The following is an 18,879-nucleotide window of genomic DNA, read 5'->3' as shown; positions in this document are numbered from 1 at the left end:
GTCATTGAGCAACCTGGTATTGCGCCGATGACAGCGCGAGATAGAGGGCGGTGCGGGCTCGCGATGCCGTGTCGGAGACGGGAATCGTGCTCAGCGTGGTCTGGATCGTGATCCGCGACGCGAACGACATCGTGTTGTGGAAGAACAGCAGATCGATGCGATCAAGCAGCGCGGCCGGATCGCCAGCCAGGACCTGCCAGACGCCGAGATCGAGCTGGGTGCCGATGGCGCCGGGCACGGTCGAATCGGCCGTCACCGGGCCTGTCAACAAGCGCGCCAGCAGGTTGATTCTTTCGAGCGCCGAGCCGGCGGTGTTGAGGCCGAAACTCGGCCCGACCAGCAGCGTGCCCTGCAGCGGATAGTTGGGCGGATAGAAGTTGAATACCGATGGCGCCTGATAGATCGGCTGTCCCATCACCGTGCTGCGGGCGCGCAGGTAGACGCCGTCACTGCTGCCGCCGATGCCACGCATCAGGTTGGCGAGGAACAGGCCCGGCTCGCGCAGCTTGCCGTAGTCCGGCGCGGTCTTCAGATCACCGCGCGCTTCCGGATCGAGCAGGATCGCCCGAACCACCGAGCCGAGATTGCCGCGCACGCTGTTGCTGTCGCGATCGAACACCGCGCTGATGCGGGCGACGTAGGCCGGGCTCGGATTGCTGGTCACCAGATGCTGGATCAGCTGCTTGCCGATGAACGGCCCGACATTCGGATGATTGGCGATGTTGTCCAGCGCCTGACGGATGTCCTGATCCTGGCCCTGGTTCGCCGGCAGCACGACGCCACTCAGCAAGCGCTTGGCGCCGTTGTCGTGTGCTTCGGCCACGGCGGCCATCGGGCCATCGAAATGGCGCGGATTGTTCCAGCGCACCGGGCGGCCGGCTTTCGGCGGATAGGTCCAGCCGGTGAAGGCATGCGCGAAGCCTTCGACCGTGTCCTGGTCATAACTGGCAATCGCCCGCCCTTGGCCGTCCTGCTTGGGGCTGCCGTCGGCATTGAGTTCATAGACGCCGAGCGAGAACAGCTGCAGCACTTCGCGGGCGTAGTTTTCGTTCGGTTCGACGCCGGCCGCCGGGTTCGGGCGCTCGTTGTTGGCCATGTCCAGATAGCGCCCCATCACCGGGCTCACCGTGACCTTCTCCAGCAGTTGCCGATAGGTGCCGAAGGCGTTGTCGAGCAGCATCTGCTGATAGCCCGCCATCGCGTAGGTCACCGCCACTTCGTTGCCCGAGGTGACGAAGATCTGCGACAACGCGAACGCCACTCGCTGCCGAAGCTGGTCCGGCCCGGCCAGTGCGTTGCGGAAGAAGCGGGTCTGGATCGGAAACAGCGAGTAGTTGTCGCGGCTGCAGGTGGCGATGGCGGTGGTCGGGCAGCCGATGCTCTGAGTCGCCTCCATGACCGGATAGCCGGCATAGCCTGTGGCCGGCAGGGACAGCTGACGGTCGATCCAGCTTTCCACCGTGCCGGCCTGAACCTCGGCGATCGACGTCAGCGTGGGACCGAAGCTGGCCTGTTCGAGCAGGCGAACGGCATCGGCTGTCGACACGGCCGATATCGGCGGCAGTGGCACCGGGATCGGCGTCGGAACGGGCGTCGGATCAGGGACGGGAACCGGAACCGGCGCTGGCTCCGGTGCAGGAATCGGCGTTGGTTCGGGTTCAGGCGTCGGCTCCGGTTCCGGTTCGGGAACCGGCATGGGCTCCGGAGTCGGATCCATGTCCTCGGGCACGGGGGTCGGGGCCGGTGCGGGAGCCGGCTCGGGAACCGGTACTGGTTCAGGAGCCGGTGCGGGCGCTGGTGCTGGCGCCGGGGCGGGCGGAGGTCCTGCCGGCTGAGTCGGTACTTCTCCGGATGGCGTCGAGGTCGGAGTGCCTCCGCCTGCCCCGCCGCCGCCACATCCGGCAACCAGGCTGGCGACAACCCACCATGAAATGGCGACAACCCTGAGCTGCATGACACTACCCCCAATCTTGGATGTAGTGTTTTTCGACCATTGACAGAAAATCTTTACTGGAAAATTTCTTCCGGTAGAGATGAAGGGACAACCGGCGGCCTGCCATCCCTTTCAATTGGCGCCATTTCCAGACCACTTCCGGCGGCTTCTTACTGAAACCGCCCCCCGTCGGCATACTTCCCGCATATAACAGCGTCGTGCTGCCGCCCGGCGAAACTACTAGGGGAGTGATTGATGAGCCTGTTCCGTACCAAGCCGATCGAGACCGATCTGGAGAAACAAACCGGCCTCAAGCGCAGCCTGAATGCGTTCGATCTGGTGATGCTCGGGATCGGCGCGATCATTGGTACCGGCATTTTCGTGCTCACCGGCAAGGCGGCGGCAGTCAACGCCGGACCGGCCGTGGTGTTGTCGTTCATCGTCGCCGGCACGGCCTGCACCTTCGCAGCACTGTCCTATGCAGAACTATCGTCATCGATCGGTGGTGCCGGCAGTGCCTACGGCTACGGCTACGCAGGGCTCGGCGAATGGCCGGCCTGGATCATCGGCTGGATGCTGGTGCTCGAATATGCGGTGGCGGTGCCGGCGGTATCGGCGGGTTGGTCGGAGTATCTGAACAACGGCCTGCAGGCGATCGGCTCCGGCTTGCCCGCCGCGCTGACCCACAGTTTTCTCGACACCCAGCATCCGGGTCTCGTCAATCTGCCGGCAGTGCTGATCATTGCCACGCTCGGCTTCGTGCTGGCGAAAGGCGCCAAGGTCGGCGCGGTACTCAATGCGGTGATCGTCGCGGTGAAGCTGGCGACCATCTTCCTGTTCATCGGCGTCGCCGTGTTCCACGTCGATCCGACCTTGTGGCATCCGTTCATTCCGGCAGAAGTGATCGATGCCGACGGCACTTCGCACTTCGGCTGGGGCGGCGTGTTCGACGGCGCTTCGAAGATCTTTTTCGCCTACCTCGGCTTCGATGCCGTCTCGACCGCCGCCGAGGAGACCAAGAAGCCGTCGCGTGATCTGCCGATCGGCATCCTCGGTTCGCTCGGCGCCTGCACCATTTTGTATATCGTGGTTTCCGGCCTGCTGACTGGCATCGTGCCGTACTCGACTCTGAACGTCGGCTCGCCAGTCGCCTATTCGCTGCTGCAGATCGGCCAGAAGACGGCAGCCGGCCTGATCTCGATCGGCGCCATCGCCGGTCTGACCACGGTGATGCTGGTGATGTTCTACGGCCTCACCCGCGTGCTGTTCGCGATCTCCCGCGATGGCCTGCTGCCGCCGTTCTTCGCGCGCCTGCATCCGACCACGCAGACGCCGGTCGGCTCGATCATCGCTGCCGGCGGCGTGATGCTGCTGCTCGGCGGCTTCGTGCCGCTTGGCGAACTGGCGGATACCGCGAACATCGGCACGCTCGGCGCATTCGTCATCGCCTGCGTCGGCGTGCTGGTGCTGCGCCGTACCCGGCCGGATCTCAAGCGGCCGTTCCGCGCACCGTTCGGTCCGCTGTTGCCGGTGCTGGGCGTGCTCTCCTGTGGCTATCTGATGACCCGCCTCGGCCACACCACCTGGACGGCCTTCGCCATCTGGCTGGTGATCGGCCAGGCGATCTACTTCGGCTATTCGCGTCGCCACGCCGTGCTTGCCCGCGCTGCCTGATCCGTCGTTCCGCAGCACCCATTTCGTAGCACCGGGGAACGACGATGAATCAGTTCTGGGCGGCCATCGATGCCGTCAACAACACGCTGCTGTCAGCGCCGATGCTGCTCGCCCTGCTGGCGATCGGCGTGCTGTTTTCGGCCTGGAGCAAGTTCTGTCAGTACCGTTCGCTGACGCATGGCGTGGCGCTGGTTGCCGGCCGTGGCATCGACACCTCGCACGGAGAAGGCGCGCTGACCCACTTCCAGGCGTTGACTGCGGCGATGTCCGGCACCGTCGGCCTCGGCGCGATTGCCGGCATGGCCATCGCGGTCGATTTCGGCGGGCCGGGTGCGGTGTTCTGGATGTGGGTGGTCGGCTTGGTCGGCATGGCCTTGAAGACCACCGAAGTGACCTTGTCGCTGCTCTATCGCGATACCTCGGAGCCCGGCAATCCGCACGGCGGCGCAATGTATGTGGCGCGTGACGGACTTGCCGAACTGAACCCGAAGCTCAAGCCCTTCGGCCGAGTCGTCGGCGTGTTCTTCTGCTTTGCCCTGCTGCTCTTCGCATTCACCGGCGGCAACATGTTCCAGACCTGGAGCGTCGCCGACACCACCCGCGAATACTTCGGCGTGCCCACCTGGATCACGGGCGTGATCCTCGCCAGCGTCGCGGGTGCAGTGATCCTCGGCGGCATCAAGCGCATCGGCAACGTCACCAAGACCCTGGTGCCGTTCAAGTGCGGCGTCTATGTGATCGTCGGCATCTACGTGATTCTGCACGAGGCCGAAAGTCTTCCGGCGCTGTTCGGCCTGATCGTCAGCAGCGCCTTCTCGCCGACCGAAGGCGTCGGTGCCTTTGCCGGCGGTTCGCTCGGCGGCGCCTTCATGTGGGGCATGAAGCGGGCGCTGTTCTCCAGCGAAGCCGGACTCGGCACGGCGCCGATCGCCCATGCCGCGGTGAAGACGCCGGAGCCGGTCACCGAAGGCGTCGTCGCCGGCCTTGAACCGTTCATCGACACCATCTTCGTCTGCACCGTGACCGGCCTCGTCGTGCTGGCGACCGGCATTTGGAATCGCGCGCCAGCCGCGGTGTGGACCACGCCGCCAGCGATCGTCGCGACCGCTACCGGGCAGTGGCAGCCGGACCTCGCGACCATTCCCGATCAGTCCGGCCCGAGCAAGGAAGACTGGAAAGCCGGCGCGCCGCTGTTCGTGATGGTCGATGCCGCCGGCACTCGCACGCGCTTGTACGGCGTGCTCGGCGACGACGCCCGTTCGGTCAGCTGGATGCCGCTGGCCAGCGCGGTGGCGCCGACCATTCTCGATACCGGTGTCTACGCCGACTATCGCGGCTCGACCCTGGTCGCCAAGGGCTTCGACAAGGTTCATCCCGGCCTCGGCCGCTGGCTGATCACGATCGCGGTCTGGGTGTTCGGCCTGTCCTGCATCATCAGCTACGGCTACTACGGCGAGCAGGGCGTGATCTATCTCATCGGTCCTCGCGCGATCACGCCCTACCGCATCACCTGGTGCGTGGCCGCGGCCGTGGCCTGCTTCGGCTTCATCAAGACCAGCGGCCAACTCGACGCCATCTCCACCGTCGGCCTCGGCTTCATGTACCTGATCAACCTGCCGCTGATGCTGGTGCTCGGCCACAAGGCGATGGCCGCGTATCACGGCTACTTCCGTCGCCTTGCGGCAGGCCAGATTCGCCGCTGATTCGCGGCTAGCTCGCGGCTGCGATTGCCTGCGTGAGGTCGGCGATCAGGTCATCGATATGCTCGATGCCGATCGACAGCCGCACGGTGTCCTCGGTGACGCCGGCCTTCGCCAGCTCTGCCGGTGACAGCTGGCGGTGCGTCGTCGACGCCGGATGCGTGGCCAGCGACTTGGCATCGCCGATGTTGACCAGCCGCGTGAACAGTTTCAGCGCATCCTGAAAACGCGCGCCAGCTTCGCGTCCACCGCTGAGGCCAAAGGTGATGATTCCCGACGTCCGGCCGCCGAAATACTGCTGGGCGAGCGCATGCTGCGGATGATCTTCCAAGCCGGCATAGCCGACCCATTTCACCTGCGGCTGCTGCTTCAGGAACCTGGCGACCTTCAGCGCGTTGTCGACGATCCGGTCCATGCGCAGCGCCAGCGTCTCGATGCCCTGCAGGATCTGGAATGCGTTGAACGGCGACAGCGCGGCGCCCATGTTGCGCAACGGCACCACTCTCGCCCGGCCGATGTAGGCCGCCGGCCCGAGTGCCTCGGTGTAGACCACGCCGTGATAGCTCGGGTCCGGCTCGTTCAGGCGCGGGAAGCGCTGCTTGTGTTCGGCCCAGGGAAATTTTCCGGAGTCGACGATCGCGCCACCGAGCGTGGTGCCATGGCCGCCGAGGTATTTGGTCAGCGAGTGCACGACGATGTCCGCACCGTGCTCGAATGGCCGCAGCAGATACGGCGTGGCGACGGTGTTGTCGACGATCAGCGGCACGCCGGCCGCATGGGCAATCTTCGCGAGTGCTGCAATATCGGTGATGTTGCCGAGCGGGTTGCCGATCGATTCGATGAACACCGCTTTGGTGCGGGCATCGATCAACGGCGCGAAGCTGGCCGGATCGCGTGGATCGGCGAAGCGGGTCTCGATGCCGAACTGCGGCAGCGTGTGGGCGAACAGGTTGTAGGTACCGCCATACAGCGTGCTCGCCCACACGATGTTGTCGCCGGCCGTCGCGATGGTCTGGATCGCATAGGTCACCGCCGCCTGGCCGCTGGCCAGCGCCAGCGCACCGATGCCGCCTTCGAGTGCGGCCAGCCGCTGTTCCAGCACATCGTTGGTGGGATTCATGATCCGCGAATAGATGTTGCCGGTGACCTTCAGATCGAACAGGTCGGCACCGTGCTGGGTGTCGTCGAACGCGAACGCCACGGTCTGGTAGATCGGCACTGCGACGGCGCGGGTCGTTGGATCAGGCTGGTAGCCGGCATGGACGGCCAGCGTCTCGAAGCGCAGCGGGGTATCGGACATGAATCGTTCTCGGTGGCAAAGCGGGCGGATGACTCGCGCCGAGGCTACGCCGATACAGCTGTTCCAAGGAAAGCCCGTTCACTTCTAACCACAGCCGTTCCGGCGTCTTCCGGGCCCCGCCCCGACTACACTGTGCGGGCTCTTCTCCTGATCCGCATGAACTCGCCCAACCTGACTGACACCGCCCATCGCGCCACCGGCCGTACCGGCGTGCTGCTGATGAATCTCGGCTCGCCCGATGCGCCGACCGGCCCGGCGATCCGCCGCTATCTCGCCCAGTTCCTCGGCGATCCGCGCGTGGTCGAACTGCCGCGTCTGCTCTGGCTGCCGATCCTGTACCTGTTCATCGTGCCGTTCCGGCCGAAGCGGCTGGCGCATGCCTACGGCTCGATCTGGATGGACGAGGGCTCGCCGCTGGTCGTCTTCTCCAAGCGCCAGACCGCGAAACTGAAGCTGAAGCTCGCGCAGCAATACGGCGAGGACGTGCCGGTGGCGCTGGCGATGACTTATGGCAACCCGAGCGTCGAATCCGCGGTGGCCGAACTCGAACAGCAGGGCGTGCGCCGCATCGTCGTGCTGCCGATGTATCCGCAGTATTCCGGCTCGACCACCGCCGCCTGCTACGACGCCGTGTTCGCCGAAGTGCAGAAGCGCCGCTGGATGCCGGATCTGCGCACCGTCGGCTGCTATCACGATCATCCCAGCCATATCGCCGCTCTCTCGAACAGCGTGCGACGGCACTGGGAAGCCAACGGCCGTGGCGATCATCTGCTGATGTCGTTCCATGGCGTGCCGCAGCACTACGTCACCAACGGCGATCCGTATTACTGCCAGTGCCAGAAGACCGGCCGGCTGCTCGCCGAGGCGCTGGAGCTGAGCAAGGACGCCTACTCGATCACCTTCCAGAGCCGCTTCGGCAAGGCGCCGTGGGTGCAGCCGTACACCGATGAAACGGTGCGGGCGCTGGCCGGACGCGGCATCAAGAAACTCGACGTGATGTGCCCGGGCTTCGCGGCTGATTGTCTGGAAACGCTGGAAGAGATCTCGATCGGCTGCGCCGAGGATTTCGTTGCCCATGGTGGCGAGCGGTTCCGCTACATCCCGGCGCTGAACGAGCACGACGAACACATCGAAATGCTCGCCGGGATGCTCGAAGCCCAGCTGCACGGCTGGCTGCTACCGGTGCCGGAGACGGGTGATGTGGAGACGCGGCTGGCGCGGGCGTCGGCACTGGAAACGGCGTTTCGCGGCGGGCGCTGAAATGCGCCGATCAGTCTGATGGTCCGTCCGGCTTGAGGCTTCCGGACGGACCCGCGATCGTTCGTCCTGCTATTCCGCGCGCAACTGCACGGCCACCTGATAGTCGCCGGTAGCGGCATTGGGGCCGTCGATCACGACGATGCGAATGCGGGCGTCGTCGATGCCTTCGGCGATGAAAGCCTTGCGCAAGGCCAGGCCGCGATCTGCCGCGACCCCGGCCGATTCGCCCTCGTGCCGGTAGCCCGCCAGCCGCAGCACCAGTCCGAAACTGTTCGAGAGCCGCGACGAGATCGTGCCGGACAGCTCACGCACCCGCTGCGTCGCCGCCGGATTCAACTGTGCGGAACCCGCCGCGAAGCTGATCTCGGCCAGCGTTTCGGCACCACTATCCCGATCGAGTGGCGGCGGTGGCGGCAAGGCAGCGCGTGGGGACGAATCACCCGCCGGTGCCACTGCGATGACCGGTACTGCAGCGCGCGCCCCCGGCACTGAGGCCGATGGCACCGACTGACGCGGCAACGAAACGGCGGGCACTGCCTCAGGCGTGACCGGTGCGCGCGGCGCAGCCGGTGCCACGGCAGCCGGTGCGGCCGGCGTCTGCGTAGCCGTTCCGGGCGACGCCGGGATGCCTGTCACCGGAAGTTTGCGGGGAGAACTGGCCGCCGGGCCCGGCACCGCTGCAGCCGGGACACTCACCGGCGGTGCAGCCCGATTCGGCGTGTATCCCGGAGGAAACTGGTCCGCCGACAGTGACGGCACCGGCAACGTGACCGCGGCCGCTTTCGGCAGCGACGATGTCCGGTCCGCGGAGGCCGGCGACATCGTCGCTCGCTGCTCGGCATTTGCGCGTGCCTCTTCCGGGCTCAGCACGACCTTCGGCTCCACCACGACAGGTTCGCGCGGCGCTGGCGCAACCGCGACCGCCGGTGCTGCCGATTTGGCAGCAACCGCCGCAGTCGGTACTGCTGGCGCTTCCGCCGCTGCCGTCCTGGACGTTTCAGGCTCGACCTCGCGGCTCGGTTTGACCTGAATGATCACCGCTTCGACAGGCTTGGGAGCGGCAGCAACAGGCGCGGTCGCTTTCGGTACGGAAGGTGTCGGGGTGACAACTGCTGGCGCCGCAGGTGGGACAACAGCAGGCGGAACTGGCGCTGCCGGCGTCGGAGCGGGTCTTGCGGGAGCAACGGGCGCTACCGGAACCACGACCGGGGCCGTCGCGCTTCCCGTGGGCCGCGGTGGCGGCGCTGCGAACAGCTCGTTCTCGTCGACGTAATCCGGATTGGTCTTGACGATGACCTTTGCCGGACCCGATGGCGGCGCGAGCTTGGTGGCCGGCACCGGCTCGTCCTTCTTGGCTACGGCGCTCTTCTGACTGCCTGGAGTGACGATCTCGCAACCGCGGCTGTCGACTTTCTCGCCGTATGCGGTGCCAGGGCATTGATCCAGGCCATTGGCGACACCGTCAAAGTCTTCGTCTAGCGCGCAACCCTGAGCGTCCACCTGGATGCCAATCGTCGAGTAAGGGCACAGATCGACATCGTCGGGGACGCCATCGCTGTCGGCGTCGTTGGAGATCGAGCAGCCGGCAGCGTTGACCTTTTCGTTGGCCGCGCTGTAAGGGCATTCGTCTCGCTCATCCGGAACACCATCACCGTCGCCATCCCCGGGAGACGGAGCCGCCGCCGCGGTGGCGACGGAAGCCGCCAGCAGCGCGGCGAGGATGAGGTTGATCGAGCGGTTAGCAGAGGTCATGCGAGAGTTCCGGCGACAGTAGCTGCAGCAAAAGGGAATGCCGTTCCAGCGTTTGCGAATTTAAACGAATCAGGCGTTTGCCGACACTGTTCAGGTGCCTTTTTGCTGCAATTCGCTATAGCCGACCGTTGAATCCCGGCGCACTGCCTCCATGCTCGACCTGCGTCGGTGTTCGGCGCCTGTGGCAAGTTGCAGGGCCAACGCGGCACTTTAAGTCAGCCGCCCATTTCACCGCGGTTCCGTCGCTGCCTTCATCATTGGTCTGGCCCAGTCGCGGCCAGCCCGGAAAAACTCCATGCAAGAGCTGCTGCTGCAATACGGCCTTTACCTCGCCAAGACGCTGACCTGGGTGGTCGCCATCGGCGCGCTGATCGTGCTGATCGCCAATCTGATCCGGGAAGGCCGCGGCCAGGTCGGCGAGCGGCTGGAAGTGAAGCACATCAACGAGCGCCTGAAGGACATGGCCGAGGTGCTGAATCTCGATCTGATGAGCGACGGGGAGCACAAGACGGCCGAGAAACAGCGCAAGGCGGACGCCAAGGCGAAGAAGAAAGCCGCGAAGTTGGGCGAGGAACCGGTCAAGCCACGCCTGTTCGTGCTCGACTTCGATGGCGACATCGAAGCCTCGCAGGTCGGCGCGCTGCGCGAGGAAATCAGCGCCTTGCTGCAGGTGGCCCGTCCCGATGACGCGGTACTGGTTCGCCTGGAAAGCGGCGGCGGCATCGTTCATTCCTACGGCCTGGCCGCTTCCCAGCTGAAGCGCATCCGCGATCGCGGCTACCGGCTGATCGTGTCGATCGACAAGGTCGCCGCCAGCGGCGGCTACATGATGGCCTGCGTCGCCGACGAGATCGTGGCCGCGCCATTCGCCGTGGTCGGCTCGATCGGCGTCGTCGCCCAGATGCCGAATTTCCATCGCCTGCTCGACAAGCATCAGGTCGATGTCGAACTGCACACCGCCGGCGAGTACAAGCGCACCTTGACCATGTTTGGCGAGAACACCGACGCCGCGCGCGCCAAGTTCAAGCAGGAGCTGGAAGAGATCCACAGCCTGTTCAAGGCTTTCGTGTCGGACAACCGCAAGCAGCTGGCGATCGAGAAGGTCGCGACCGGCGAACACTGGTACGGCACCCAGGCGCAGGAACTCGGTCTGGTCGATCGCCTGCAGACCAGCGACGATCTGCTGCTCGATGCAGTCAAGGAGCGCGAGGTCTACGAAGTGCGCTATCGCGTCAAACGCGGCCTCCGGGAGCAGGTGATCGGAACCTTGTCGCGCATTGCAGGCCTGCGTTCCGGTCTGGGCGTCGCCGGCAAATGGGCGCCGGCCGGAATGGCACAAAGCCTGTCGACACTCGATGCCAGCCGCCTGAACCGGCTGCCCTGATCGCCTTCCCATGATCGTCCGCGCAAGCTGCAGCATCGACATTGTGTTGACGTCGTGAAACTTGCGCGCGCTGCCATGGTCGTACCGCCACGTTCGCACCGAACGAAATAGACATTCCCAGGACAACCCACGATGAATCTCCGCTCCTTCATGAAGACGGCTGCCGTGGCCGGCGCTGCCGGTCTGCTGGCGACTGCAGCGACGCTGAGCCTTTCGACGACAGCACCGGCGCCGCTGCACGCCGATGTGCCGACTTCCCTGCTCGCCTCCCCGGGCCCGAATGGCCAGCTGCCATCACTGGCACCGATGCTGAAGCCGGTGCTGCCGGCCGTGGTCAATATCTCCGTGGTCGCCAAGGTTCAGCAGCGCGAGCAGCAGCAGAACCCGCTGCTCAACGATCCGTTCTTCCGCCGCTTCTTCGAGAACCCGGATGGTCAAGGCCCGGGCCCGGGCCCGGGTCAGCAGGCACCGCAGGAGCGTGAAGCGCCGCAGGCGATCGGCTCCGGCGTGATCGTCGATGCCGCCAAGGGCTACGTGATCACCAACAATCATGTGGTGGCCGACGCCGAAAAGATCACCGTGCGCCTGTCCGATGATCGCGAACTGTCGGCGAAGCTGGTCGGCACCGATCCGGACACCGATCTCGCCGTGCTGCAGATCGAGGCGAAGAACCTGAAAGCGTTGGTGATCGCCGATAGCGACAAGCTCGAAGTCGGCGATTTCGTGGTCGCCATCGGCTCGCCGTTCGGCCTGCGCCAGACGGTGACCTCGGGCATCGTCTCCGGCCTCGGCCGTCAGGGCCTCGGTGAAGGCTATGAAGACTTCATCCAGACCGATGCGTCGATCAACCCGGGCAACTCCGGCGGTGCGCTGGTCAACCTGAAGGGTGAGCTGATCGGCATCAACAGCCAGATCCTGTCGCGCTCGGGCGGCAACATCGGCATCGGCTTCGCGATCCCGACCAATCTGGTCAAGAGCGTGATGGCGCAGCTGATCGAAAACGGTTCGGTGGTGCGCGGCCGCATCGGCATCCAGGGCGGTCAGGAACTGACGCCGGAACTGGCCAAGGCCTTCAACGTGCCGGATGGCAAGGGCGCGCTGATCGGCAAGGTGGCACCGGATTCGCCGGCCTCGAAGGGCGGCCTGCAGGATGGCGACATCGTCATCGAAGCGAACGGCAAGGCGGTCAAGGATTTCGCGCAGCTGCGCTACATGGTCGGCCTGCTGCGGGTTGGCGACAAGGTGGCGATGAAGATCCTGCGTGACGGCAAGCCGAAGGACGTGACCGTCACCGTCGGCAAGAACGTCGACAACGACAAGACCGCCGCGTCCGACAAGCTGCATCCGGCACTGGCCGGTGCCACCTTCGGCGCGCTGACCGGCGCTGCCGGTGAGGCGGCCAAGACTGCCGGCGTCAAGGGCGTGCAGGTGCTGACCGTCGATCCGCGCTCGGTCGCGGCGAAGAATGGTCTGCGCCCGAACGACATCATCCTCGGCGTCAACCGTCGCCCGGTGACCACCGTCGCCGAGTTCGAGCGACTGGCCGCGCAGAAGGATGGTCAGCTGCTGATGCAGGTGCTCAGAGGCCAGACCGCGTTCTTCGTGATCCTCGAGCCGTAACGGCTACGCGTCACCGAGTGGTTTGAGTCGCCCCTAACGCGGGCGTGTCGCAAGGCACGCCCGCGTTATACTTTTTGCCATCCATCCCCGCGTACGGCCATGCTCCCCAGCGAAGTCGCCCAGTTGGAAGCGCGCGTGCAGCGCCTGATCGCCGCCTGGCGGCAGGAACGCCTGGAAAAGAAGCGGGCGTTGCAGGAGCGGGATCGGCTGCTGGCGCTGAACGCCGAGCTGAAACGCCGTATCGAAGGCATCGTCGAGCGCATTCGCGTCATCGAATCGGATTCCCCGGAGGAAAGATGAGCAAAGCTGCCGACAAGAACGACCCGATGACCGTCACCGTGCGGATCATGGCCCGCGAATATGCGGTGACCTGCCCGCCGGACGAGCACGATGGCCTGGTCGCTTCGGCCGACTACCTCAACGAGCGGATGACTGCGATTCGCCGCCGTGGCAAGGCACTCGGTGCCGAGCGCATCGCGGTGATGACGGCGCTCAATCTGGCCCGTGAACTGCTCGCGCTGAAGGGCGATCCGTCGCTGCTCAAACCCGATCAGGAAAGCCTGGACCGACTCAAGCAGATGTCGTCCGACATCGACCAGACGCTCGATCAGGCCGAGGAAACCAAAGCCCGGTGACGGGCCGCTGAACGGTCAGCTTCTCGGGGTCGATGAACATCATCGATCACCCTTGAAATCGGAGCGTTCGTGCTAATGTTTGTCCGTGTCTCCTGCAGTGTTCGATGTCTGTCAGGAACCCTTGAGCCTAATTGCAATGCAAAGGGAGCCTCAACAGCGTAGGGAGTGCAGGCCCGCCTCGCAGCGGGAAGCCCGAATACATTGTCCGGCCCCCACTTGAGACCTCCGTCTCAAGGTCACGACGGATGACGGCACAGGTGGGAGACACCCTTATTTCTTCCGCAGCGCGCAAGGCCGCGCTGCGACGGCAGCTGCGACAGGCTCGCGCTGCAATCCCGCAAGCACAACGCATCACCGCCGCACGGCGCGCCACGCGACTGCTGTTGCGCAGCTTGCCGCCTCGCTGTCGCATCGCGATCTATCTGTCGGTGCGATCGGAGCTGTCGACCACACCAGTACGCGCTGCCCTCGCCCGCGCCGGTCACCAGGTCTTCGTGCCGCTGACGATGCGCGACTGGCGCCTGCGCTTCGTCCCGCTCGATCGCAACACGGTGCTGCGCAGGCGTGGCCCGCTGCAATTGCCGGAGCCGGTGTCGCGGCGACACCTGAAAACAGCGCGCGCCTTCGATGTGATCCTGGTTCCCCTGCTCGGCTTTGATGCAGACGGTGGGCGCCTCGGCAACGGCGGCGGCTATTACGACCGCGCCCTCGCCGGCTCGCGCATCGGCTGTAAGCCGCAGCGCATCGGCTACGCTTACGCCCTGCAGGAAGTCGGCAAATTGCCGATCGAAGCCTTCGACGTGCGGCTCGATGCCGTGGTCACCGAGAAGGGCCTGCGCCGCTTCCCTCAACGCCAAACCGACTGACGATGAACTACTGGCTGATGAAGTCCGAACCGGACTGCTTCTCGATCGACGATCTCAAATCCCGCCCGAAGAAGACCGAGGCCTGGGACGGCGTGCGCAACTACCAGGCGCGCAACTTCATGCGCGATGGCATGAAGGTCGGCGACGGCGTGTTCTTCTATCACTCGAACTGCGAAATTCCCGGCATCGTCGGCCTGGCGACGATCGCGTCGACGGCGTATCCGGACCCGACCCAGTTCATCAAGGATCACGAGCATTACGATCCCACCGCCAAGCCCGAGGAACCGCGCTGGCTGCTGGTCGACGTCAAGTACCAGCGCAAGCTGAAGCGGACCATCTCGCTCGCCGAGCTGAAAGCTAAGGAGGCCGACATGCCCGGCTTCCAGCTGCTGATGAAGGGCAATCGGCTGTCGATCATTCCAGTACGCGCCGAGCACTGGAACTACGTGCTGGCGCTCGAGTAGCGCCTCAGCCCTGTCAGCCGGCGATGAACAGCCGGTAGGCCGGATTCTCGCTTTCGTCGTGGTACTCGTAGCCGAGCGCGTCGAGCGCGCGATGGCAGTCGGCGCGTTCCTTCTTCGGGACCTGCAAGCCGCACAGCACGCGACCGTAAGCGGCGCCGTGGTTGCGGTAGTGGAACAGCGAGATGTTCCAGCGGCCGCCGACGGCGTTAAGGAAATCGGCCAGCGCGCCGGGGCGCTCCGGGAATTCGAAGCGGAACAGGCGCTCGTCGGCGATGCCTGGGGCGCGGCCGCCGACCATGTACCGGATGTGGACCTTGGCCATCTCGTCGTCGGTCAGATCGGTGACCGTCAGTCCTTCCTCACGCAGGGCGGTAATGGTTGCGTCGCGGACGACGCGATCATCGAAGTGAACCCCGGTGAACACGTGCGCTTCGACCGGCGTGGCATAGCGGTAGTTGAACTCGGTGATCGGGCGACGGCCGAGCAGCTTGAGGAACTTGCGGAACGAACCGGGCTTTTCGGGGATCGTCACTGCCAGCAGCGTCTCGCGGCCATCGCCGAGTTCGGCGCGCTCGGCGATGTGGCGCAGGCGGTCGAAATTCAGATTGGCACCGCTGATCGTTGCGACATAGGTCTTGCCGGTGTCGCCGGTCTGCGCGACCCACTTCTTGATGCCGGCAACGGCCAGCGCGCCGGCCGGCTCCGGCAGCGAGCGATTTTCGGCAAAGACGTCGCGGATCGCCGCGCAGATTTCATCGGCCGATACCCGCAGGCAGGCGTCGACGGTTTCACGGCAGATCTTGAACGGCTCGGCACCGGCCTGGCGCACGGCAACGCCATCGGCGAACAAACCGACCTGCGGCAGCTTGATCCTGCGCCCGGCTTCCAGCGCCTGGGCCATGCAGTCGGAATCGTCAGGCTCGACGCTGATCACTTTGACGCCGGGCCGCACGGCCTTGACCCAGGCCGCGATGCCGGCCAGCAGGCCACCGCCGCCGGTGCAGACGAAGATCGCATCACACGGACCATCAGCGCCGATCTGTTCGAGGATTTCCTTGGCCACCGTGCCCTGGCCGGCGATCACTTCGGCATCGTCGTAGGGCGGGATCATGGTCAGGCTCTTGGCTTCAGCCAGTTCGACGGCATGCGCCGCGGCGTCATCGAAGGCGTCGCCGAACAGCACGATCTTGCCGCCGAGCGCGCGCACCGCATCGACCTTCACCGACGGCGTCGTCCGCGGCATGACGATCCAGGCCGGGATGCCGAGGCGTTTGGCCGACAGCGCAACACCCTGGGCGTGGTTGCCGGCCGAAGCGCAGATCACGCCGCGTGTGCGCGACGCTTCCGGCAGGTTGACGATGCGGTTGTACGCGCCGCGCAGCTTGAACGAGCGGACGCTCTGGGTGTCCTCGCGTTTCAGCAGCACCTTGTTGTTCAGGCGGGCCGACAGCTTCGGCGCCGGCTCCAGCGCCGAGACGATCGCCACGTCATAGACCCGAGCGCGTTCGATGCGCGTCTTGTAGTCGGCGAGCAGACGGTCGCGGTCGCCCTTGGCAGTTTTGGGCAGCGGCTTGGAAGAAGATTCGGTCACGGCGTTGAACGCTCTGGTTTTCGGCGCCGGAGAAGGGCGCCAGTGCGGATACGAGGGTCGCGTATCATACCGTCCGCCCCGAATCTCCCTCCCCGACTGACGTGACCGACAGCAACGCCACCGCTCAGAATTCCGCTGACCGCATCGCCTTCATCGGCGGCGGCAACATGGCTGCGAGCCTGATCGGCGGGCTGATCGCGGCCGGTCATCCGGCCGAGTTGATCCGCGTCTCAGAGCCGGACGCCGATCGGGCTGCCGCGCTGCAGGAACGTTTCGGCCTGAAGCTGGCGAAGGACAACGTCGCCGCCGTCACCGGTGCCGATATCGTCGTGCTCGCCACCAAGCCGCAGCAGGTGGCCAGCGCCGTGCGCGGCCTCGCGCTTTCCGTCGACACCACGCTGATCTCCATCTGTGCCGGTGTCCGCATCGCCAGCCTGCGCGAACTGCTGGGCGGTAGCGATTGGGCCGGGGCGATCGTCCGGGCGATGCCGAATACGCCAGCCTTGGTCGGCGCCGGCATCACCGGCCTGCATGCCAGCGACAACGCCACGCCGCGCGCGCGGATGCAGGCGGAAACCGTGCTTGCCGCTGCTGGCCAGGTGGTCTGGGTCGAACGCGAAGCGCTAATGGACGCGGTCACCGCGGTATCGGGCAGCGGCCCGGCCTACTTCTTCCTGCTGACCGAAGCGATGGCCGAAGCAGGCGTGGCGCTTGGCCTGTCGCCGGAAGATGCCAAGAAGCTGGCGCTGCAAACCTTCATCGGCGCCGCAAAGATGGCGGCTGGCGAAGGCACTGATGTCGCTACCTTGCGCGCCAACGTCACCTCGAAGGGCGGCACCACGCAGGCGGCGCTGGAGAGCCTTGAAGCCGCCGGATTCCGCCTCATGCTGAATACGGCGCTGAAGGCCGCGGACAGTCGCGGCGCCCAGCTTGGCGATGAACTCGCCGCCACCATCTGACGACCGAGGGCCGGACCATCATCAACGTCATCTACAGCCTGTTCACGACGCTGCTCGATCTGCTGCTCTGCGTGTTCCTGCTGAGAGTCATGCTGCAGCTGGTGCGGGCGAATTTCTATAACCCGATCTCTCAGTTGATCTGGAAGCTGACCCAGCCGGTGACCCAGCCGCTGGTCCGCTTCATCCCGCGCATCCGCAACATCGACACGCCGGCGGTGCTGGTGCTGGTGGTGATCGCGGTGCTCGATATCGCCATCGTCGGCAGCCTGTACGGACAAAGCGTCGGCACCGGCCAGATGTTCTGGCTGGCGCTGCTGAAAGTGATCAGCCTCGGCCTGCGCGTGTTCACGCTATGCCTGCTGGTGGTGACGATCCTGTCCTGGGTCGGCCCCGGCGTTTCGAACCCGGCGGCGAACGTGCTGTGGAGCCTGACCGAGCCGGTGCTGAAGCCGGTGCGCCGGGTGATTCCGCTGGTTGCCGGGCTGGACCTGTCGGCAATCCCCGTGATGATCGTGTTCCAGGCGCTGGACAGCTGGCTGCGCGCGCTGCTCGGCCTGTTCCACTGAGATGGTGCCCGAAGTACTGAGCCAGCCCGCCGAGGCTGGCGGATCGGTCGGCATCGTCACGCCGCAGACCATCGTCATCGACACGCCGCTGCTGCTCGCCTGCGGTCGCAGCCTGCCGCGCTTCGAGCTGGTGATCGAAACCTACGGCACGCTCAACGCAGCGCGCAGCAACGCGGTGCTGATCTGCCACGCCTTGTCCGGCGACCATCACGCTGCGGGTTTTCATTCCACCGATGACCGCAAGCCCGGCTGGTGGGATTCGGCGATCGGCCCCGGCAAGCCGATCGACACCAACAAGTTCTTCGTCGTCTGCCTAAACAACCTCGGCGGCTGCCGTGGCTCCACCGGCCCGACGACGATCAATCCGGAAACCGGCGCGCTCTGGGGCCCGGATTTCCCGATCGTCACCGTGCGCGACTGGGTCGCCTCGCAAGCCCTGCTCGCCGACCAACTCGGCATCGACGCCTGGGCCGCCGTGATCGGCGGCAGCCTCGGTGGCATGCAGGTGATGCAGTGGACGATTGACTGCCCGACCCGCATCCGCCACGCGCTGGTGATCGCTGCCGCACCGCGCATCTCGGCGCAGAACATCGCCTTCAACGAGATCGCCCGCCAGGCGATCCTGTCCGATCCCGAATTCCACGGCGGCCGCTACATCGAAGCTGGTGCCAAGCCCGAGCGCGGCCTGAAGCTGGCGCGGATGCTCGGCCACATCACCTATCTGTCCGACACCGCGATGCGCGCCCGCTTCGGCCGCATCCTTCGCGATGGCGATGGCCAGTACAACTTCAACTACGACGTCGAATTCGAAGTCGAAAGTTATCTGCGTCATCAGGGCAACAGCTTCGTCGACCGCTTCGACGGCAACACCTACCTGCTGATGACCAAGGCGCTGGACTACTTCGATCCGGCCCGCGAATACGGCGACGATCTGGCTGCCGCCTTCCGCCAGGCGCAGGCGAAATTCCTGGTGGTCAGCTTCTCGGTCGACTGGCGCTTCTCACCAGCCCGCTCGCGGGAAATCGTCAACGCCCTGATCGCCGCCGGCCGCGATGTCAGCTACGCGCGCATCGATTCCCAGCTCGGCCACGACGACTTCCTGATGCCGATCCCGCAGTACCACGCGGTGCTGCGCAACTACCTGGATCGCGTGGCGCTGGAGGTGAGTTTGTGAG

At 65.5% G+C, this 18,879-nt stretch carries 16 protein-coding genes and 1 other RNA gene; 13 read left to right on the top strand and 4 right to left on the bottom strand.

What is annotated here, in order from left to right; all coding sequences use genetic code 11:
* Window position 1 precedes the first annotated feature (1 nt).
* Entirely contained in the window at window positions 2-1,546 is a 1,545-nt protein-coding gene (locus G513_RS23900) for a DUF1800 domain-containing protein (protein ID WP_169560691.1), read from the bottom strand.
* A gap of 642 nt (window positions 1,547-2,188) precedes the next feature.
* On the opposite strand from G513_RS23900, the gene G513_RS0117700 reads away from it, so the two are divergent.
* Both G513_RS0117700 and G513_RS25160 read left to right on the top strand, forming a co-directional pair.
* On the top strand, window positions 2,189-3,607 hold the full coding sequence (locus G513_RS0117700) for an APC family permease (protein WP_022978200.1): 1,419 nt from the start codon (window positions 2,189-2,191) through the stop codon (window positions 3,605-3,607).
* A gap of 44 nt (window positions 3,608-3,651) precedes the next feature.
* Window positions 3,652-5,310 carry an alanine/glycine:cation symporter family protein gene (locus G513_RS25160; RefSeq protein WP_022978199.1) on the top strand — a complete coding sequence of 553 codons (1,659 nt, stop codon included), beginning with the start codon at window positions 3,652-3,654 and terminating at the stop codon, window positions 5,308-5,310.
* Between the two features lie 7 nt (window positions 5,311-5,317).
* On the opposite strand, the gene G513_RS0117690 is transcribed toward G513_RS25160, so the two are convergent.
* The gene (locus G513_RS0117690; protein WP_022978198.1) at window positions 5,318-6,607 is read right to left on the bottom strand and encodes an O-acetylhomoserine aminocarboxypropyltransferase/cysteine synthase family protein; all 1,290 of its coding nucleotides are present in this window, start codon (window positions 6,605-6,607) and stop codon (window positions 5,318-5,320) included.
* 156 nt (window positions 6,608-6,763) lie between these two features.
* On the opposite strand from G513_RS0117690, the gene hemH reads away from it, so the two are divergent.
* The gene (hemH, locus tag G513_RS23890) at window positions 6,764-7,867 is read left to right on the top strand and encodes a ferrochelatase (protein ID WP_022978197.1); all 1,104 of its coding nucleotides are present in this window, start codon (window positions 6,764-6,766) and stop codon (window positions 7,865-7,867) included.
* A gap of 69 nt (window positions 7,868-7,936) precedes the next feature.
* Here the strand turns inward: hemH and G513_RS25155 are convergent, their stop codons facing one another.
* The gene (locus G513_RS25155) at window positions 7,937-9,619 is read right to left on the bottom strand and encodes a thrombospondin type 3 repeat-containing protein (RefSeq protein ID WP_022978196.1); all 1,683 of its coding nucleotides are present in this window, start codon (window positions 9,617-9,619) and stop codon (window positions 7,937-7,939) included.
* Window positions 9,620-9,914: 295 nt separating this feature from the next.
* Here G513_RS25155 and sohB point away from each other — a divergent pair, with 295 nt between their 5' ends.
* The 7 genes from sohB to G513_RS0117650 all read left to right on the top strand — a co-directional run bounded on the left by sohB (window position 9,915) and on the right by G513_RS0117650 (window position 14,588).
* Entirely contained in the window at window positions 9,915-11,003 is a 1,089-nt protein-coding gene (sohB, locus tag G513_RS23880) for a protease SohB (protein WP_022978195.1), read from the top strand.
* A 132-nt stretch (window positions 11,004-11,135) separates the two neighbouring features.
* Window positions 11,136-12,623, top strand: coding sequence for a DegQ family serine endoprotease (locus G513_RS0117670; protein ID WP_022978194.1), 1,488 nt, complete (start codon window positions 11,136-11,138; stop codon window positions 12,621-12,623).
* Between the two features lie 99 nt (window positions 12,624-12,722).
* A complete protein-coding gene (locus G513_RS0117665; protein WP_022978193.1) occupies window positions 12,723-12,923 on the top strand; it encodes a hypothetical protein in 201 nt (66 codons plus the stop codon).
* Window positions 12,920-13,258 (top strand): cell division protein ZapA, encoded by a 339-nt coding sequence (locus G513_RS0117660; RefSeq protein ID WP_022978192.1) that lies wholly within the window; start codon window positions 12,920-12,922, stop codon window positions 13,256-13,258. Before G513_RS0117665 ends, G513_RS0117660 begins: the two co-directional genes overlap by 4 nt.
* An 86-nt stretch (window positions 13,259-13,344) precedes the next feature.
* Window positions 13,345-13,526: non-coding RNA, 6S RNA (ssrS, locus tag G513_RS25550), on the top strand.
* Entirely contained in the window at window positions 13,516-14,124 is a 609-nt protein-coding gene (locus G513_RS0117655) for a 5-formyltetrahydrofolate cyclo-ligase (protein WP_084711605.1), read from the top strand. Before ssrS ends, G513_RS0117655 begins: the two co-directional genes overlap by 11 nt.
* A gap of 2 nt (window positions 14,125-14,126) precedes the next feature.
* Window positions 14,127-14,588 carry an EVE domain-containing protein gene (locus G513_RS0117650; protein ID WP_022978190.1) on the top strand — a complete coding sequence of 154 codons (462 nt, stop codon included), beginning with the start codon at window positions 14,127-14,129 and terminating at the stop codon, window positions 14,586-14,588.
* A gap of 13 nt (window positions 14,589-14,601) precedes the next feature.
* On the opposite strand, the gene ilvA is transcribed toward G513_RS0117650, so the two are convergent.
* A complete protein-coding gene (ilvA, locus tag G513_RS0117645; RefSeq protein ID WP_028475710.1) occupies window positions 14,602-16,122 on the bottom strand; it encodes a threonine ammonia-lyase, biosynthetic in 1,521 nt (506 codons plus the stop codon).
* Window positions 16,123-16,280: 158 nt separating this feature from the next.
* Here ilvA and proC point away from each other — a divergent pair, with 158 nt between their 5' ends.
* The 3 genes from proC to metX are packed head-to-tail and all read left to right on the top strand — an operon-like array spanning window position 16,281 to window position 18,878.
* Entirely contained in the window at window positions 16,281-17,138 is an 858-nt protein-coding gene (gene proC, locus G513_RS0117640) for a pyrroline-5-carboxylate reductase (protein ID WP_022978188.1), read from the top strand.
* Complete coding sequence (locus tag G513_RS0117635; protein WP_033418043.1) at window positions 17,135-17,704, top strand: YggT family protein; 570 nt, start codon at window positions 17,135-17,137, stop codon at window positions 17,702-17,704. The genes proC and G513_RS0117635 overlap by 4 nt, the downstream gene beginning before the upstream one ends.
* A gap of 1 nt (window position 17,705) precedes the next feature.
* The gene (gene metX, locus G513_RS0117630) at window positions 17,706-18,878 is read left to right on the top strand and encodes a homoserine O-succinyltransferase MetX (protein WP_022978186.1); all 1,173 of its coding nucleotides are present in this window, start codon (window positions 17,706-17,708) and stop codon (window positions 18,876-18,878) included.
* Window position 18,879: the final 1 nt, after the last annotated feature.

This window comes from Nevskia ramosa DSM 11499 (assembly GCF_000420645.1).
Classification (GTDB): Bacteria; Pseudomonadota; Gammaproteobacteria; order Nevskiales; family Nevskiaceae; genus Nevskia; species Nevskia ramosa.
The sequence above is the reverse complement of the archived record's forward strand: the minus strand, read 5'-3'. Positions and strand labels throughout refer to the sequence as shown.